The sequence below is a fragment of the Teichococcus deserti genome (genome assembly GCF_001982615.1).
GTDB classification, from domain to species: Bacteria; Pseudomonadota; Alphaproteobacteria; order Acetobacterales; family Acetobacteraceae; genus Pseudoroseomonas; species Pseudoroseomonas deserti.
The window spans coordinates 1-15,711 of the sequence record NZ_MLCO01000127.1; the positions used below are offsets into that span (position 1 = coordinate 1).

General features: G+C 68.2%; 17 protein-coding genes. 11 read left to right on the plus strand and 6 right to left on the minus strand.

Annotated features, from left to right (window positions below; translation table 11 throughout):
- Positions 1 to 113: 113 nt before the first annotated feature.
- From BKE38_RS32090 to BKE38_RS13995, 4 genes are all read right to left on the minus strand, one after another.
- Positions 114 to 353, minus strand: coding sequence for a twin-arginine translocation signal domain-containing protein (locus tag BKE38_RS32090; protein ID WP_076957920.1), 240 nt, complete (start codon positions 351 to 353; stop codon positions 114 to 116).
- 231 nt (positions 354 to 584) lie between these two features.
- On the minus strand, positions 585 to 1,358 hold the full coding sequence (locus tag BKE38_RS13985; protein ID WP_076957921.1) for an ABC transporter permease: 774 nt from the start codon (positions 1,356 to 1,358) through the stop codon (positions 585 to 587).
- On the minus strand, positions 1,355 to 2,545 hold the full coding sequence (locus BKE38_RS13990) for an ABC transporter permease (RefSeq protein WP_242662352.1): 1,191 nt from the start codon (positions 2,543 to 2,545) through the stop codon (positions 1,355 to 1,357). Before BKE38_RS13990 ends, BKE38_RS13985 begins: the two co-directional genes overlap by 4 nt.
- A gap of 2 nt (positions 2,546 to 2,547) precedes the next feature.
- The gene (locus BKE38_RS13995; RefSeq protein WP_076957923.1) at positions 2,548 to 3,594 is read right to left on the minus strand and encodes an ABC transporter substrate-binding protein; all 1,047 of its coding nucleotides are present in this window, start codon (positions 3,592 to 3,594) and stop codon (positions 2,548 to 2,550) included.
- A gap of 187 nt (positions 3,595 to 3,781) precedes the next feature.
- On the opposite strand from BKE38_RS13995, the gene BKE38_RS14000 reads away from it, so the two are divergent.
- From BKE38_RS14000 to BKE38_RS14010, 3 genes are all read left to right on the plus strand, one after another.
- Entirely contained in the window at positions 3,782 to 4,222 is a 441-nt protein-coding gene (locus tag BKE38_RS14000; protein ID WP_076957924.1) for a YciI family protein, read from the plus strand.
- A 274-nt stretch (positions 4,223 to 4,496) separates the two neighbouring features.
- Positions 4,497 to 5,678 carry a CaiB/BaiF CoA transferase family protein gene (locus BKE38_RS14005; protein WP_076957925.1) on the plus strand — a complete coding sequence of 394 codons (1,182 nt, stop codon included), beginning with the start codon at positions 4,497 to 4,499 and terminating at the stop codon, positions 5,676 to 5,678.
- A gap of 2 nt (positions 5,679 to 5,680) precedes the next feature.
- Positions 5,681 to 6,580: a hydroxymethylglutaryl-CoA lyase gene (locus BKE38_RS14010; RefSeq protein WP_076957926.1), complete on the plus strand. Its 900-nt coding sequence runs from the start codon at positions 5,681 to 5,683 to the stop codon at positions 6,578 to 6,580.
- Between the two features lie 14 nt (positions 6,581 to 6,594).
- Here the strand turns inward: BKE38_RS14010 and BKE38_RS14015 are convergent, their stop codons facing one another.
- On the minus strand, positions 6,595 to 7,386 hold the full coding sequence (locus BKE38_RS14015) for a glycosyltransferase 61 family protein (RefSeq protein ID WP_076957927.1): 792 nt from the start codon (positions 7,384 to 7,386) through the stop codon (positions 6,595 to 6,597).
- Between the two features lie 471 nt (positions 7,387 to 7,857).
- On the opposite strand from BKE38_RS14015, the gene BKE38_RS14020 reads away from it, so the two are divergent.
- Together BKE38_RS14020 and BKE38_RS14025 are read left to right on the plus strand one after the other, a co-directional pair.
- Positions 7,858 to 8,352, plus strand: a complete 495-nt coding sequence (locus BKE38_RS14020; RefSeq protein WP_076957928.1) for a CHAP domain-containing protein — start codon at positions 7,858 to 7,860, stop codon at positions 8,350 to 8,352.
- Between the two features lie 66 nt (positions 8,353 to 8,418).
- A complete protein-coding gene (locus BKE38_RS14025; protein WP_076957929.1) occupies positions 8,419 to 9,414 on the plus strand; it encodes a Bug family tripartite tricarboxylate transporter substrate binding protein in 996 nt (331 codons plus the stop codon).
- A gap of 45 nt (positions 9,415 to 9,459) precedes the next feature.
- Here the strand turns inward: BKE38_RS14025 and BKE38_RS14030 are convergent, their stop codons facing one another.
- Positions 9,460 to 10,467 carry a TerC family protein gene (locus BKE38_RS14030; protein WP_076957930.1) on the minus strand — a complete coding sequence of 336 codons (1,008 nt, stop codon included), beginning with the start codon at positions 10,465 to 10,467 and terminating at the stop codon, positions 9,460 to 9,462.
- A 370-nt stretch (positions 10,468 to 10,837) separates the two neighbouring features.
- On the opposite strand from BKE38_RS14030, the gene BKE38_RS14035 reads away from it, so the two are divergent.
- The 6 genes from BKE38_RS14035 to BKE38_RS14060 all read left to right on the plus strand — a co-directional run bounded on the left by BKE38_RS14035 (position 10,838) and on the right by BKE38_RS14060 (position 15,575).
- Positions 10,838 to 11,110, plus strand: a complete 273-nt coding sequence (locus BKE38_RS14035; RefSeq protein ID WP_076957931.1) for a twin-arginine translocase TatA/TatE family subunit — start codon at positions 10,838 to 10,840, stop codon at positions 11,108 to 11,110.
- Positions 11,111 to 11,407: 297 nt separating this feature from the next.
- The gene (locus BKE38_RS14040; protein ID WP_076957932.1) at positions 11,408 to 12,031 is read left to right on the plus strand and encodes a methylthioribulose 1-phosphate dehydratase; all 624 of its coding nucleotides are present in this window, start codon (positions 11,408 to 11,410) and stop codon (positions 12,029 to 12,031) included.
- Positions 12,028 to 12,567, plus strand: a complete 540-nt coding sequence (locus BKE38_RS14045; RefSeq protein ID WP_076957933.1) for a 1,2-dihydroxy-3-keto-5-methylthiopentene dioxygenase — start codon at positions 12,028 to 12,030, stop codon at positions 12,565 to 12,567. Before BKE38_RS14040 ends, BKE38_RS14045 begins: the two co-directional genes overlap by 4 nt.
- Positions 12,564 to 13,289 carry an acireductone synthase gene (mtnC, locus tag BKE38_RS14050; RefSeq protein ID WP_076957934.1) on the plus strand — a complete coding sequence of 242 codons (726 nt, stop codon included), beginning with the start codon at positions 12,564 to 12,566 and terminating at the stop codon, positions 13,287 to 13,289. Before BKE38_RS14045 ends, mtnC begins: the two co-directional genes overlap by 4 nt.
- Positions 13,290 to 13,364: 75 nt before the next feature.
- A complete protein-coding gene (gene corA / locus BKE38_RS14055) occupies positions 13,365 to 14,354 on the plus strand; it encodes a magnesium/cobalt transporter CorA (protein WP_076957935.1) in 990 nt (329 codons plus the stop codon).
- Positions 14,355 to 14,546: 192 nt separating this feature from the next.
- Positions 14,547 to 15,575 (plus strand): hypothetical protein, encoded by a 1,029-nt coding sequence (locus BKE38_RS14060; protein WP_076957936.1) that lies wholly within the window; start codon positions 14,547 to 14,549, stop codon positions 15,573 to 15,575.
- The last annotated feature ends 136 nt before the right edge of the window (positions 15,576 to 15,711 follow it).

Consider the following 15,711-nt stretch of genomic DNA (forward strand, 5'->3'; position numbering starts at 1 on the left):
GTTGCTTCCCCAGCGCGGGGGTTTGGCGCGGGATGCGGCGAAGGAAAGGATCATGCGCGACCCGCCGCGAAACTTTCCCTTCCCCCGCGCGGGGCGGGGGAAGGGTGCGGGCCTCACCAGCGGCGCGGCGGCGGGCGGCGATAGTAGCGGCGGCGGGAATAACGCGGCGGCGGGCGCCGGTAGGCCGGCCGGTAATGGCGGCGGTAGTAGCGGCGCGGCGGCGGCCGGTAGGGGCGGCGGTAGGGGTAGGGCTGCGCCTCCGCCTCGCTGCTCAGCACCACCGGGGCCACGGCCACGACCGGGGCGGCGACGGCCACGGCCAGCAGGCGGGAGAGAAAGCCACGTCGGTTCATCGGCGATCCTTTGCTCGGCGGGGCGGGCGAGAAACCCGGCCCCGACGGGTCATCTAAAACCGTGAAGCCCGCGCCGGTTTCGGCGTGGTGGGCCTGACACGGAGGTTTGGCGCCGCTTGTGGCCAAACCTGGGCGCCTCCGTGGCGGCAAAAGGGTTCTGCCCGTGGTCGCGCAAACGTCAGGCGAGGAAGAAGAAGAGTCTGGGGGCGGAGCCCCCAAGCTTCGCCTGGCCTACCTCTCTCGCTTCAGCAGCGTCACCGCGAGGAGGAGGAGCCCCGAAATCAGCACCAGCACCATGGCGGCCGCCATGATGGTCAGGCTGATCGAATCGTTCAGTCCAGAGAACATCTGCCGCGGCAGGGTGCGCTGGGCGGGGCCGGCGATGAACAGCGCCACCGCGACCTCGTCGAGGGAGGTCGCGAAGGCGAAGACCGCGCCGGCGGCGACGCCGGGCATGATCTGCGGCAGGCAGACGCGCCAGAAGGCCCGCGCCGGCGATGCCCCGCAGGAGGCGGCGGCGCGCAGCTGCACCGCGTCGAACTGCTGCAGCGCGGCCAGCACCGTGACAACGACGAAGGGCGCGCCCAGCGCGGCATGGCCCAGCACCAGGCCGGTGAAGCTGTTGGTCAGGCCGAGCGGCCCGAAGGCCAGCAGCAGGGCGACAGCGACGATGATGGCGGGCACCACCATCGGCGCCAGCAGGATCGCCATGATCAGCGTCTTGCCGGGGAAGGGCGCGCGCCACAGGCCGAAGGCGGCGAGCGTCCCCAGGCTGCCGGCCAGCAGGGCCGCCACCGAGCCGACGCGCAGGCTGTTCCACAGGGCGGGCAGCCAGAAGTCGGAGCTCCAGAAATCGGCGTACCAGCGCAGCGACAGGCCGGGCAGCGGGTAGAACAGGAAGGAGCCGGCCGAGAAGGACAGCGGCAGCACGGCGAGGACCGGCGCCATCAGGAACAGGATGGCGAGGACGCCGGTGCTCCACAGCAGGAAGCGGGAGGGGGTCATGCGGTCTTCACCCGTCCGAAGCCAACCAGCCGGCCATAGAGCAGCACCACCAGCGCGACCGCCAGCAGCAGCAGGCAGGAGAGCGCGGCCGCCATGCCCCAGTTGACCGTTCGGCTGGCATAGAAGGCGACGAAATAGGGCACCATCTGGTCGTTGGCGCCGCCCAGCAGCGCCGGCGTCACGTAGAAGCCCAGCGCCTGGATGAAGACCAGCAGGCTGCCCGCGCCGATCCCCGGCAGCGACAGCGGCAGCGAGATGCGCAGGAAGGCCCGCATCGGCGAGGCGCCAAGCGACACGGCTGCCCGCGGCAGCCGCCAGTCCAGCGCCTTCAGGCTGGCATAGATCGGCAGCACCATGAAGGGCAGCAGGATATGCACCATGGCCAGCAGCACGGCGCCGCGGTTGAACAGCAGCGGCAGCGGGCCGTCGGTGATGTTCAGGGCTGCCAGCGTCGCGTTCACCACGCCCTCGCGCTGCAGCAGCACCATCCAGGCGGCGGTGCGCACGATCAGGCTGGTCCAGAAGGGCAGCAGCACCCCGGCCAGCAGCCAGGGCACCGCCCGGGCCGGGGCGGTGGCGATCAGCCAGGCCAGCGGATAGCCGATGGCGAGACAAATAAACGTCGCCAGCGCGCCGATCCACAGCGTGCGCCAGAGGATGCCGCGGAAGATGGCGGCGTCCTCGGCCGCGGCGGCGATGTCGCCCGCGGCGTCGCGCTTCAGGTCGAGCACGGCCAGCAGGTTGAAGTCGGTCAGCGGCCCGCCGGCGCGGCGGATCGCCAGCCAGGGCAGGGCGGTGCCCCAATCCTCGTTGATGCCGGTCAGGGTCTCGCGCGCCGGGCCCTCGGCGGCGACGACGCGGCGCGCGGTCAGCGGCAGCAGGCTGCGGAAGCCGGGCCAGTCGGCGTTGAGACGCGCGGCGGCACGGGCGATGGCGCCGCCGCCGCTCGCCTGGTCGCGGACGCGCGCCTCCTTCAGGTCGGCGATCAGGCCGGCGAAGGCGGCGTCATCCGGCAGGCCCTGGCCATTCCAGCCGGACAGCGCCGCGACGGTGCGCGGCAGCACCGGCGCGACGTCGGTCTCCTGCACGGCGCGGGTCAGGAAGGCGCCGATCGGCAGCACGAAGACCGCCAGCAGGAAGAGCAGCAGCGGCGCCACCAGCGCCGCCGCCATCCAGCGTGCCCGCACGCTTACCGCGACACCCAGTTGTTGAAGCGCTGGTTCAGCTTGTCGAGGTTGTCGAGCCAGAACTGGTCGCTGATCTGCAGCGCGCCCTCGGCATTGGCGGGGGTCGTCGGCAGGTTGGCCTGCACCGCGGCCGGCAGCCCGTCCTGGGCGCCGCGCGCCGTCGGGCCATAGGGGATGCGCGGGGGCATCTCGGCCTGGCGGGCCGGCTGGGTCACGAAGTTGATGAAGTTCAGCGCGGCCGCCCGGTTCGGCGTGCCCTTCATCACCACCCAGCTGTCCAGGGTGAACAGGTTGTTGCGCCAGCTGATGCCGAAGTTGCGGTTGTCGGTCTGGTTGGCGGCGGTGATGCGGCCGTTATAGGCGACCGTCATGGCGAGCTCGCCGCTGGCCAGCAGCTGGGCCGGCTGGCTGCCGCGCTCCCACCAGATGATGCTGGGCTTCAGCTGGTCGAGCTTGCGGAAGGCGCGGTCGACGCCGGCATTGGTGGCCAGCAGCTTGTAGACCTCGCCGGGGGGGACGCCATCGGCCAGCAGCGCGATCTCCAGCGTCGCCTTGGGACCGCGGCGCAGTCCGCGCTTGCCGGGGAAGCGCTGGGTGTCGAAGAAGTCGGCCCAGCTCTGCGGCGCGTTCGGCGTCCGCGCCCGGTCGAAAGCCAGGATGAACGAATAAAGAATATTGCCGACGCCGCATTCGCTGACGGCCTCGGGGATGAATCTGTCACGACCGCCAATGGCCGAGAAATCCATCTTCTCGAACAGGCCTTCCTCGCAGCCGATCAGCAGCTCCTCGCTCTCGACCTGGACGACGTCCCAGTTGTTGGCACCGGACTGGATCTTGGCGCGCAGCACGCCGACGCCGCCGTCCCAGGTCTCCTCCAGCAGGCGCGAGCTGGTCGATTGCTGGAACGGGCGGAAGAAGATCTCCCGCTGCACGTCCTGATAGGCGCCGCCCCAGGAGACGACGGTCAGGTCGCGTTGCTGCGCCACGGCATTCCCCGCCATGACCGCCATACCAAGGGCCAGCACGGCCCCGAAACCTCTGCGCAGCATCGGAAACTCTCCCTGTCGCCGGCTTGGCCCGGCGTTGCGACCGCAAGCCTAGAGCGGCCAAGCCCCGCTTGCGAAGGGGGCGCCGCGGGACCGGCGACGATTTCTGCGGCCGCCTCGCGCCGATGTGGCCCTGTTGCCGGCCCTGGGCTTCTAGGCTGCGGAGCTCTCGGGAAATGAAGGAATCGTCATGCGGGTGATGGTGCTGGTGAAGGCGACCACCGCGAGCGAGGCGGGCGAGATGCCCTCGGTCGCATCGATGGAGGAGATGGGCCGCTTCAACGAGGCGCTGGCCGCGGCCGGGCTGCTGCTGGCGGGCGAGGGGTTGCATCCGTCGCGCAGCGGCCACCGCATCCGCTTCGATGGCGCGTCGCGCCGCGTCACGGATGGCCCCTTCGCCGCGACGGACGAGCTGGTGGCCGGCTTCTGGATCTGGAAGGTGGCCGACATGGCCGAGGCGCTGGCCTGGGCGCAGCGCTGCCCCAATCCGATGCCCGGTCCGAGCGAGATCGAGATCCGCCGCATCTACGAGATGGAGGATTTCGGCGAGGCCGTGACGCCGGAGCTGGCGGAGAAGGAGGCGGCGATGCGCCAGCGGCTGGAGCGCAAGCCAGGACTGGAGAAAAAATAAGGGCGGATCCCCGGGGGAGGATCCGCCCCCCAGTTGCGTGACCGCATCGGGAAGGCTGGGTGATGCGGCGGCGCCGGGGAGTTCGGGGTCCGGCGCCGATCGGGAGAGACAGGGCCATGGGATCGTGGCCCGGCCTCATCCTGCCGCGGCCATGGTTGATGCGCGGTTTCCGCGACGGCAGAAAAATCGGACCGAAAAAACCAGCTGGCGGCCCTTGCCCGATCGCCCGGGCTCGCCCAAGCCTTGGCCGCAGTTCAGAAGGGGAAGGAAGCGCATGGCCGAACCGCGACTGCCGCTGGCAGGGTTGAAGGTGCTGGAGCTCGGCCACTACATCGCCGGCCCCTTCGCCACCCGCCTGCTGGCCGACATGGGCGCCGAGGTGGTCAAGGTGGAGCCGCCCGAAGGCGACCCGATCCGCCACTGGGGCAGCAAGCAAGACGGCCACCCCGTCTGGTTCAGCATCCATGGCCGCAACAAGCTCTCCGTCACGCTGGACCTGAAGAACCCGCGCGACCAGGCGCGCCTGAAGGCCATGGCCGCCCGGGCCGACGCGCTGGTCGAGAATTTCCGCCCCGGCTACCTGGAGCGGATCGGCCTCGGTCCCGCCGTGCTGCAGAAGGAAAACCCGCGGCTGGTGATCGCCCGCATCTCCGGCTACGGCCAGGACGGGCCCTATCGCGACAAGCCCGCCTTCGGCGCCATCGGCGAGGCCATGGGCGGCCTGCGCCACCTGACCGCCAATCCCGGCCAGACCGAGCTGCCGCCGCCCCGCTGCGGCATCTCGATCAGCGACGACCTGGCCGGGATGTATGCGGCGATGTCTGTCGTCTCCGCCTGCTGGGGCCGCGACGCCGGCGCGGGCGGCCCGGGCCGCATCATCGACATCAGCCTGGTCGACAGCGTGGTCAGCCTGACCGAGGGGATGCTCCCCGAATACGGGCTGACCGGGAAGATCCGCCAGCCCGCGGGCGCCGCCATCCCGACCACGGCGCCGACCAACACCTACCCTTGCGCCGACGGCAAGTGGCTCTGCGTCGCCGGCAATTCCGACCTGATCTTCCGCCGGCTGATGGCCGCGATCGGAAGGCCGGAACTGGCCGCCGACCCGCGCATGGCCGACAATGGCGGCCGCTGCGCCAATGTCGAAGAACTCGACGCCGCCATCGCTGGCTGGACCCGCACCCTGCCGGCCAAGGAGGCGCAGGACATCCTGGAGGCGGCCGAGGTCCCGGCCTCCCGCCTCTACGACATCCGCGACATCGCCGAGGACCCGCATTTCCAGGCGCGCGACACGGTGATGCGGGTCGACGACCCGCTGATCGGCCCGGTGCTGCACCCCGCCGCGCCCTTCCGCTTCGACGGGGTGGCGCCGAAGGACATGGTGCGCTGGACGGGACCCGCCGCCGGCGCGCACAACGCCCAGGTCTTCAAGGACTGGCTGGGGGAGGAGCAGTGAGCATGACCGAGACCGTCACCATCAGCGAGGTCGCGCCGCGCGACGGGCTGCAATCCATCGGCCCCTTCGTGCCGACCGCCACCAAGATCGCCATGGTGCGCGCCCTCTACGACGCCGGGCTGCGCCGGATGGAGATCGGCAGCTTCGTCAGCCCGCGCCACGTGCCGCAGATGGCCGACACGGGCGAGGTCCTGGCCGCGGCGAAACAGCTGCCCGGCCTGGAATGCACGGTGCTGGTGCCGAACCGCAAAGGCTTCGACCTGGCCATGGCCGCCGGCGCCGACCGCCTGGGCTTCTTCATGTCGGTCACCGAGGCCCACAACAAGGCCAACCTGAACCGGACCCGCGCCGAAAGCCTGGCCGAGCTCTCGGCCCTGGTCGCCGAGGCCGCGACCGCCGGCAAGACGATGCGCTTCAACCTGTCCTGCGCCTTCCACTGCCCCTTCGAGGGCGTGGTGCCGACGGCGGACGCCATCGCCTTCATCGCCCAGGCCTGCGCGTTGGACCCGGCGCTCGAGATCGGCGTCGCCGACACCACCGGCAACGCCGCCCCCGACCAGGTCACCACCGTCTTCCGTGCCCTGCTGGCCGACTGGAAGAACCCCTTCGCCTATCACGGCCACGACACCTACGGCATGGGCGTGGCGAACGCGCTCGCCGCCTTCGAGGCCGGGGTGCGCGTCTTCGACAGCGCCGCCGGCGGGCTGGGCGGCTGCCCCTTCGCGCCTGGGGCGACCGGCAACACCGCGACCGAAGACCTGGTCTGGATGTTCCAGCGCATGGGCGTCGAGACGGGGGTGGACTGGTCCAGGCTCCTCGTCGCGGCCGACCTCTCCGCCGCGGTCCCCGGCGGGACGCCCGGGGGGCGGATGCGCGGCGTGCCGGCAGCGCGAAGCGGGTAGCGCGCTTCGCTCCGCTATGTCACCCGCTCGATGAATTCATTCACCTGCTTGATATCGATGGAAAACGAGCGAACGAAATTTTCTGGAGGTGGCTGAGGCTCCGCGTCTAGCAGACAGAATTTATCACCGAGCCCAAGCGCCAAATCAATATTTAAAAAATTTACATGCAGTGCCCCTTTGCCGTTGGGGACCAGACAGAAAATCGGGGTGGTGGCCGATGACAGCGCCTTTAAGTGGAAAAATGAGGTTGGAAAACCACAGATCAGATCAAACCGATCGAAAAGAGCAACTTGCTCATTAATATCTAAAGCTTCTGGAAATATGACTTCAAACCCGGCCTGGCTCATCAACGCATCGATCTCGTTTGAATTGCTGATATGACTGGTGCCTGTTTTCAATTGGCTTCGGGAAATGAAGCAGGGCTTTTGAGGTGATCCGATGCCAGTTGTGGCCTTTTCCAATGGAGGTTGCCTGGCGCCAAGGGAGGGTGACGCAAAAAGACCGTCGAAAAACGTCGGCTCATAATATTCAAGAGATTTTATCTTCATGGGTCTGTCAATAATAATAATATCTCTTAGATTTATGGAGAGAAGTTCAAATATGGATCTGATGTGTGGTTGGGACAGGATATCAGAACCGCCGTCGAGCGGCTGCGCATGAAAGAAGATACGCCCCTCTATCCGCTTCGACGAACTCAGGGCAGGGTAAATTCTCGATAGAGAATCGAGAATGAAATGGCCAAAATGGGCATAGATGGTTCCGCCATAGAGGCCAGTGTCGTGGCTCACAAAATCGGTATTCTCCATTTGGCTTCGAAGTTCCTGGCCTGGCCACCATATGAACCTTTCGCCTCGGCGATCAGACAAGTCGGCCATGTGCTTTCCGTCGGCCGAGAATATTCCTTGCTGACGCCTTAACCACCATTTCGATGTTCCGCCAACGTAAAGATTTTGCATTGCAACAACATTTTTTGCCAAGTTCAGCTTGGAGGGAGGCGAAATAGAAAGGCGAGATCCCAGAACTACATCACTATGTAATTTAAAGAATTCCAATGAATTTTTTAGCATCAGATGCGCCTGCCTTCTATGTAATTTCGATTATGACGGAATTTTGGTTCGTTTCTCGAACGAATTTTTGGATCATTTTAAAAGGGAGCGTCTCGCTTGCAGCTTGCGTCAAGTCGTATAACGGGGATGTCTCACTTTCATCAGCGCCTTCCTACCGCACAACGGCAATCCTGCTAGGCTACGCCTCGGGGGCCAGGAGGTTTTCGGGGGATGAGGTTCTGGCTGTTGCTGCTGCCCTTGCTGGTGGCCGCCTGCGGTGGCGGCACGCCGCGGGGCCCGGTGCTGGGCGCGGCCGCGCTGCAGGAGCCGGTGACCTGCGTGCCTTATGCGCGGGCGCGCTCGGGCATCGACCTGCGCGGCGACGCCTGGGGCTGGTGGGACGCGGCGGCCGGCAATTACGAACGCGGGCATGCGCCGCGGCGCGGCAGCGTGCTGGTGCTGACCCGCAGCGGGCGGATGCGCGACGGGCATCTGGCGGTGGTCAGCCGCATCGTCTCCCCGCGCGAGATCCGGGTCGACCATGCCAACTGGGCCAGTGGCAGCCTGAAAGGCCGCATCATGCGCGACCAGCCGGTGATGGACGTCTCGCCGCGCAATGACTGGTCGCTGGTGAAGGTCTGGTATCCTCCGGTCGGCGATTATGGCGTCACCAGCTATCCGGCGGCGGGCTTCGTGCATGGCAGCAGTGTCATGGCGGCGCGCTGACCCGCTGGACGCCGTTGCGCGGCCGTGCTCAACCCGCCGCGATTTCCTGCCCCGGAGACGTCCCTCGTGACCCAGTCCCGCCGTTCCCTGCTGGCCCTCGGCGCCGGCGTCGCCACCCTGGGCGCCACTTTGGGCGCGCCGCGCCTGTTGCGGGCGCAGCCGGCCTGGCCCGACCGCCCGCTGCGGCTGGTGGTGCCCTTCCCGGCGGGCTCGACGCCCGACATCCTGGGCCGCGTGCTGGCGCCGCATTACACGGCGGCGCTTGGCCAGCCCTGCGTGGTCGACAACCGGGCGGGTGCCGGCGGCAATATCGGCACCGACATGGTGGCCAAGGCGACCGACGGCCACACCTTCGGCCTGACCATCAACGGGCCGCTGGCCACCGCCCCGGCGCTCTATCCGAACCTGCCCTATGACCCGGCCCGCGACCTGGCGCCGATCTCCTGGCTGGCGCGGGCCGGGCAGGTGCTGGTGGTCAACCCGGCGCTCGGCGTGAAGAGCTTCGCCGACTTCGTCGCCAAGGCGCGCGCCGAGCCCGGCATGCTGACCTTCGGCTCGGTCGGCGCCGGCTCGGGCGGGCATCTGGCGATGGAGGACATCAAGGCGCGCACCGGCATCGCGCTGGAGCACGTGCCCTATCGCGGCTTCCCGCAGGCGGTGCTGGACCTGGTGGCCGGGCGGATCAGCGCCATCATCCTGACCGTCGCCGGCATCCTGCCGCAGCTGCGCGAGGGCCAGGCGGTGGCGCTCGCCGTGACCTCGGAGAAGCGGCTGCCGCAGCTGCCGGCGGTGCCGACCCTGGTCGAATCGGGGCTGGAGGGGGCGACCTCCTATGCCTGGAACGCGCTGGTGGCGCCGGCCTCCATGCCGGCCGAGCGGATCGAACGGCTGGCGAAGGAAACCAAGGCGGCGCTGGCCAGCCCGCAGGCCAAGCAGACGCTGGACACCTCGGGCTTCGAGATCGTCGGCAGCGGCCCGGCGGAGCTCCGCGCCATGGTCGAGCAGGAGGCCGAGCGCTGGGGCGGCATGATCCGCAAGCTGGGCATCACCGCCGACGGGTGAGGCGAAGGTCCCGGGGGGCCGGGAAGGCCCCCTGGGAAGTCAGGCTCAGAGAGTATCCTCGAGCGGCCGCTCGCCGGGGGCGCGCTCGTCGATCACCTTCTCGCCGCGGGTCTTCCACAGCGACAGCGCGATCGAGCCGGCGATGATGGTCGCGGTCAGCGCCAGGGCGTATTCCACCGGCACCGCCTTGCCGCCGGCGAACCAGTTGGCCAGCATCTTGGCGCCGACGATCATCAGCACGATCGACAGCCCGTGCTTCAGGTACTTGAAGCGGTGGATGACGCCGGCCAGCGCGAAATACATGGCGCGCAGGCCGAGGATGGCGAAGACGTTGGCCGTGTAGACGATGAACGGGTCGGTCGAGACCGCGAAGATCGCCGGGATGCTGTCGAGGGCGAAGAACAGGTCGGTCAGCTCGACCAGGATCAGCACCAGCAGCAGCGGCGTGACCATCAGCTTGCCGGCCTCGCGGACGGTGAAGGCATTGCCGCGGAAGCCCTCGGTCACCGGCAGGCGGCGGCGCAGCCAGGCCAGGATCGGGCTTTCGGTCGGATCCTCCTCGTCATCGGCCGCGCGCAGCATCTTCCAGCCGCTCCAGATCAGGAACAGGCCGAACAGCACCATCATCCAGTCGAATTCGCGCATCAGCGCGGTGCCGACCAGGATCATGACGCCGCGCATCAGCAGCGCGCCCAGGATGCCCCAGAACAGCACGCGGTGCTGATAGGCGGCGGGCACGCCGAACTTGGCGAAGAGCAGCACGAAGACGAAGATGTTGTCGACCGAGAGCGACCACTCGATGACATAGCCGGTGAGGAATTCCAGGCTCTTGGCGGCGCGCTCATCCGGCGTCGCGCCGTAGCTGTAGCGCAGCCAGACGAAGAAGCCGATGGCCAGCGCCACATAGGCAGCCGACTTGATCAGCGCGGTTTTCACCGGCACCGGGGCAGGGTCGCCATTGGCGTCCTTGCGGGCGAAGACGCCGAGGTCGAGCAGCAGCAGGCCCATGACGGCGGCGTTGAAGGTTACCCAGAACCAGATGGAAGCTTCCATGCGGTACGGCCTCTCAGAATAGGGGCCCGGCCGCCGGCAGGAGGGAGTCGTCCTGCAGGGGAAGCGCACCGGGCCCGGATTGCGCGAGAAGTCGATCCGACATCACGAGAGCGATCACCCGAGCCGGCCCTGCAGGCAGGCTCAGGTCATCGCCGGGTCGCCAGAGGGGCCCGGATCAAGAAAATATATGGAGGAAATGTCATGCGCCTGCAAGAGCGGTTGTTTCCGGGCGCGATTCACGCCATCTCCTCATTTGCCTGGCGGGGAACGGGACGATAGTGTCCCCCGTCGTGGCGAGCACTCGCGGTCAGGCCAGCAGGGACGTCCCCGTTCAGGTCGCTGGCCGCCCCAATTTGATCGAGGCGTGGCTATGGGTTCCTTCAGCATCTGGCATTGGCTTGTCGTGCTGCTCGTTGTCCTGCTGCTGTTCGGCGGCGGGAAGATCAGCGGCCTGATGGGCGACCTCGCGAAGGGCATCAAGTCCTTCAAGCAGAACATGAAGGAGGACGACGACAAGGACGCCTCCATGGCCGCGGACGCCCCGCCGGCCCCGCCGGCCGGCAACCTGTCGGGCCCGGCCCAGCAGGCGCGCGCCGCCAGCACGGAGCAGCGCACCTCGACCTCCTCCCACCCCGCCGCCTGAGCCGCGTCCGGCCGGACTGCCTCCGGCCGGACCGTTCAGACCGCAGGGTCGTCCCCGCCGGACAGCGGGGCCGGGCGCCTCTCGGCCAGGGCGCGGCTTCGGCCGCGGGCCTGGCCTTTTTGCGTCTGCGGCAGCCGGTCCGGGTGACGGCCGCGTCATCCGCCGCGCATGACATTGCCGGGTCAGCGGCAGCCCCGCTGCTGCCTTCGCCGCGATCCTGGGCTATCAGCCGCGGCGGGACGCGGGCCGAGGAAGCCGGCGGCCCGACCGCCTGATTCTCCTGCCGGGAGCACCACGATGCCCGCCCCCATTCCCGAGGCCGCCATCCAGGCCATCATCGGCGCCGGCCGCCGCATGGACCGCTTCAACTGGGTGCCGGCCACCGCCGGCAATTTTTCCGTCCGTCTTCCGGGCAACCGCATCGCCGTCACCCGCTCCGGCCAGCACAAGGGCTTCCTAACGGCCGAATCGGTCATGGTGGTGGATCTGGACGGCCGCCCCGAGGATCCGGCGCTGCGTCCCTCGGCCGAGACCCTGCTGCATTGCGGCATCTACCGCCGCTTTCCCGAGATCGGCGCCTCTCTGCACGGCCATTCCATCGCCAACACCGTGCTGTCGCGGCGCGCGGGCGACGAGATCACCCTCGCCGGCTACGAGCTGCTCAAGGCCTTCCCGGGCCTCGCCACCCATGACGCCAGCGTGGCCGTGCCGGTCTTCGACAACGACCAGGACATCGCCCGGCTGCAGCGCGCGGTGGAGGCCTGCTGGGACGCCATCACCGACGGCATCCCGCCGGGCTATTTGATCCGCGGCCACGGCGTCTATGTATGGGCGCGCGACATGGATGCGGCGCTGGCGCGGCTGGAGGCGCTGGAATTCATGCTCGACTGCGAGCTTCAGGACCGGAGGAACCCCGCATGAGCCTGCTCACCATCAAGGACGCCGCCACCGGCGAAGAGCTGCTGCGCGCGAGCGAGCCGGCGGAGATCGCCGCCGCCCTGGCGCCGATCAATGTCCGCTTCGAGCGCTGGGAGGTCGCCCCGCTGGCCGAGGGCGCCTCGGCCGAGGCCGTGCTGGAGGCCTATCGCGCCCAGCTCGACACCTTCATGGCGGGCCACGCCGCCGGCACCGCCGACGTCATCCGCCTGACCGCCGACCATCCGCAGAAGGAGGCGCTGCGCGCCAAGTTCCTGTCGGAGCATATCCACACCGAGGACGAGATCCGCTTCTTCCACGAGGGCGCGGGCAATTTCATCATGCATGTCGACGGCAAGGTGTATGACGCCCACTGCACCCGCGGCGACCTGATCAGCGTGCCGGCGAACACCCAGCACTGGTTCGACGCCGGCACCGAGCCGCATGTCACGGCGCTGCGCATCTTCACCGACACCACCGGCTGGACCCCGCATTACAGCGGCACCGACATGGCCGAGCGCTTCCCGGCGGTGACCGGATGAGCGGCGGCCTGCCCAGGGCGGCGCTCAGCGCCGTCCTGACCGATATCGAGGGCACCACCAGCGCCATCGCCTTCGTCAAGGAGACGCTGTTCCCCTATGCCGAGCGGGCGCTGGACGGCTTCCTGGCGGCCGAGGGCGACAATCCGGAGGTCGCCGCCTGCCTGGCCGAGGCCGCTCGCCTGGCCGAGCCGGGCGAGGAGGCGGTGACCGCGCTGCGCCGCTGGATGGCCGAGGACGCCAAGATCGGCCCGCTGAAGACCCTGCAGGGCCTGATCTGGCGCCAGGGTTTCGTCAGCGGCGAGATCCAGGGGCATCTCTGGCCGGACGTGGCGCCCTGCCTGCAGGCCTGGGCGCGGGCGGGGATCTTCCTGTCCGTCTATTCCTCCGGCTCGGTTGCGGCCCAGAAGCTGCTGTTCGGGCATTCGCTGGCGGGCGACCTGACGCCGCTCTTCGGCGGCTTCTTCGACACCGCCGTCGGCCACAAGCGCGAGGCCACCAGCTACGCCGCCATCGCCCAGGGGCTGCACCGCCCGCCGGAGGAGATCCTGTTCCTCTCCGACATCGCCGAGGAGCTGGACGCCGCGGCCAATGCCGGATTGTCGGTCTGTCAGCTGGTGCGGGCGCAGGATGGCACGGTCGCCTCCGGCCGGCACCCGGCGGCGGCCGACTTCCCCGGCGTCGCCGCGCAGTTCGGCCTGCCCGTGCCGCGCCTGGCGGCCTGAGAACCGACGACCGACGAAGCAGGCCCGCCGTCGCAGGGCGGCGGGCCGACCCCCCTCCTGCCTGGCGGAGCGCGCATGATCACCACCTACAGCGTGCAGGACGGCCGCACCCTGCGGCAGGAAGGCATCCCCGGGATCGAGGCGCTGCGCGGCGCCGTCTGGATCGACCTGCTGTCGCCGAGCCTGGAGGAAGGCCGCGCCGTCGAGGCGGCGCTGGCGCTCGAGATCCCGACCCGCGAGGAGATGCAGGAGATCGAGAGCTCGTCCCGCCTCTACAAGGAGGACGAGGCGCTGTTCCTGACCGCCAACTTCCTCTACGGCGTCGACGAGGGCGAATACGGCTCCACCGCCATCACCTTCGTGCTGGCCAGCACGACGCTGGTCACCATCCGCTACGTCACGCCCAAGGCCTTCGCCATCTTCGCCAATCGGGTGCAGAAGACGCCCTCGCTGGTGGCCAGCCCCGACGGGGTGATGCTGCATCTCTTCGAGCAGGTGGTGGACCGCCTGGCCGACGTGCTGGAGCGGGTCGGCAGCGACATGGACCGCGCCAGCAAGCAGGCCTTCCGCAACGCCCGCGGCACCAGCAAGGTGAAGGTCAAGGCGCGCGACGCCGAGATGAAGGATGTGCTGATCGCCCTCGGCGAGGTGGGCGAGGTGACCAGCCGCGCCAACGAGACCCTGCTCGGCCTGACCCGCATCCTGACCTATGTCGGCGCCGAGAAGTCGATGGCGGTGCGCAAGGAGAACCGCGCCACCATCAAGAGCCTGCTGCGCGACGTCCGCTCCCTGGTCGAGCATGCGGCCTTCATGAACAACAAGGCCAACTTCCTGCTCGACGCGGTGCTCGGCATCATCAACATCGACCAGAACGGCATCATCAAGACCTTCACCGTCGCCAGCGTCGCGCTGATGCCGCCGACCCTGGTGGCCAGCATCTACGGCATGAATTTCGACGCCATGCCGGAGCTGCACCTGTCCTTCGGCTATCCGCTGGCGCTGCTGGTGATGGTGGTCAGCGCCCTGCTGCCGATCGCCTATTTCAAGCGGAAAGGCTGGCTGTAGCCGCCCCGCCACAGCTTTCTTGCGGCCTGCGAAAAGCTTGCATGGCCGGCGGCTAAACTGGTCGTAATAAGCTGATTTTGCTCGCGTTTTATTGCCCAGCCCGGCGCTTGCCGCAGGCCGCGCCGGGCTGCTTCAACAGGCGCCGACGCGGCGGCCCGGACATGGGCCGCCGGCAGGAAAAGGCGCCCCACCTTGAGCACGGCCATCACCACGCTGAGCGGCGGCAGGATCATCGCCGGCGGCCCCGGCGACGACACCTACACGGTCACCGATCCCGCGGATCAGATCATCGAGGCGCCGGGCGGCGGCATCGATACGGTGGAGACCTGGGTCTCCGGCTATACCCTGGCGGAGAATGTCGAGAACCTGACGCTCACCGGCGAGACCTGGTCGACGGGCACCGGCAATGCGCTGGACAATGTCATCACCGGCAACGACCGGCCGAACATCCTCGATGGCGGCGCCGGCGACGACATCCTGGTGGGCAGCGGCAGCCCGCACGAGGCCGGCCATGTGATCCCGCGCGGCGACACCTTCATCATCCGCGCCGGCGAGGGCAGCGACACCATCCTCGACTTCCATCCCGGCAATGACGGCGGCGACCTGATCACCCTGCCGGGCTTCGACTTCCGCAGCCTGGCCGGCCTGCTGGCCACCGCCACCGAGGCGGATGGCGCGGTGCTGTTCCACCTTTCGGCCACGCAGACCCTGACCGTGCGCGGCGCCACCGCGCTGCATGCCGCCGACTTCACCGCGCGCGACTTCGACCTCACCGCCAGCTTCACCGAGGCGCCGCAACTGGCGACGGATGCGCAGGGCCGTGCCGTGGCGGTGCTGACCGGCCGCGCCGAGATCTACGCGCCGACCCCCGACGAGCAGTATACCCTGGTCTATATCAAGGATGCCGAGGGCACCAAGCTGGGCGAGGCGGTGACCGATGCCAGCGGCGTCTGGCACTTCACCACCGGCCCGCTGGCCGAGGGCCTGCACGGCTTCACCGCCACCGCCGTCGAAGCCAAGCGCAGCCCCGATGACGGGGAGATGCATTTCTTCGAGCTTTCCACCTCCGACGTCGCCAGCGTCACGCTGCGGGGCGACACGCCCGTGGATCCCCCCCTGGATCCCTCCCTGTATCCCCCCCGTCCCTTCTACACCTCTCCCATCCCACCCTACTCCTGCTCCCCTCGTACCCCGTCTTCCCTTTTTATAATAAAAAATTAATTCATCATTATTACTTTACAAAAATTCTATTTCTAAACTCCATACTCCTCATTCTATACATTATCCTATCATCACCTCACCACATTTCTCTCCACTTCTTTTATCCCTGTTTTTATTAATCCTACTTAATCTTTAC

Excerpts from the sequence above, each read along its gene's own strand:
- BKE38_RS32090 (WP_076957920.1), bottom strand. The coding sequence starts at position 353 with ATGAACCGACGTGGCTTTCTCTCCCGCCTGCTGGCCGTGGCCGTCGCC.
- BKE38_RS13985 (WP_076957921.1), bottom strand. The coding sequence starts at position 1,358 with ATGACCCCCTCCCGCTTCCTGCTGTGGAGCACCGGCGTCCTCGCCATC.
- BKE38_RS13995 (WP_076957923.1), bottom strand. The coding sequence starts at position 3,594 with ATGCTGCGCAGAGGTTTCGGGGCCGTGCTGGCCCTTGGTATGGCGGTC.
- BKE38_RS14000 (WP_076957924.1), top strand. The coding sequence starts at position 3,782 with ATGCGGGTGATGGTGCTGGTGAAGGCGACCACCGCGAGCGAGGCGGGC.
- BKE38_RS14005 (WP_076957925.1), top strand. The coding sequence starts at position 4,497 with ATGGCCGAACCGCGACTGCCGCTGGCAGGGTTGAAGGTGCTGGAGCTC.
- BKE38_RS14010 (WP_076957926.1), top strand. The coding sequence starts at position 5,681 with ATGACCGAGACCGTCACCATCAGCGAGGTCGCGCCGCGCGACGGGCTG.
- BKE38_RS14015 (WP_076957927.1), bottom strand. The coding sequence starts at position 7,386 with ATGGAGAATACCGATTTTGTGAGCCACGACACTGGCCTCTATGGCGGA.
- BKE38_RS14020 (WP_076957928.1), top strand. The coding sequence starts at position 7,858 with ATGAGGTTCTGGCTGTTGCTGCTGCCCTTGCTGGTGGCCGCCTGCGGT.
- BKE38_RS14030 (WP_076957930.1), bottom strand. The coding sequence starts at position 10,467 with ATGGAAGCTTCCATCTGGTTCTGGGTAACCTTCAACGCCGCCGTCATG.
- BKE38_RS14035 (WP_076957931.1), top strand. The coding sequence starts at position 10,838 with ATGGGTTCCTTCAGCATCTGGCATTGGCTTGTCGTGCTGCTCGTTGTC.
- BKE38_RS14040 (WP_076957932.1), top strand. The coding sequence starts at position 11,408 with ATGCCCGCCCCCATTCCCGAGGCCGCCATCCAGGCCATCATCGGCGCC.
- BKE38_RS14045 (WP_076957933.1), top strand. The coding sequence starts at position 12,028 with ATGAGCCTGCTCACCATCAAGGACGCCGCCACCGGCGAAGAGCTGCTG.
- mtnC (WP_076957934.1), top strand. The coding sequence starts at position 12,564 with ATGAGCGGCGGCCTGCCCAGGGCGGCGCTCAGCGCCGTCCTGACCGAT.
- corA (WP_076957935.1), top strand. The coding sequence starts at position 13,365 with ATGATCACCACCTACAGCGTGCAGGACGGCCGCACCCTGCGGCAGGAA.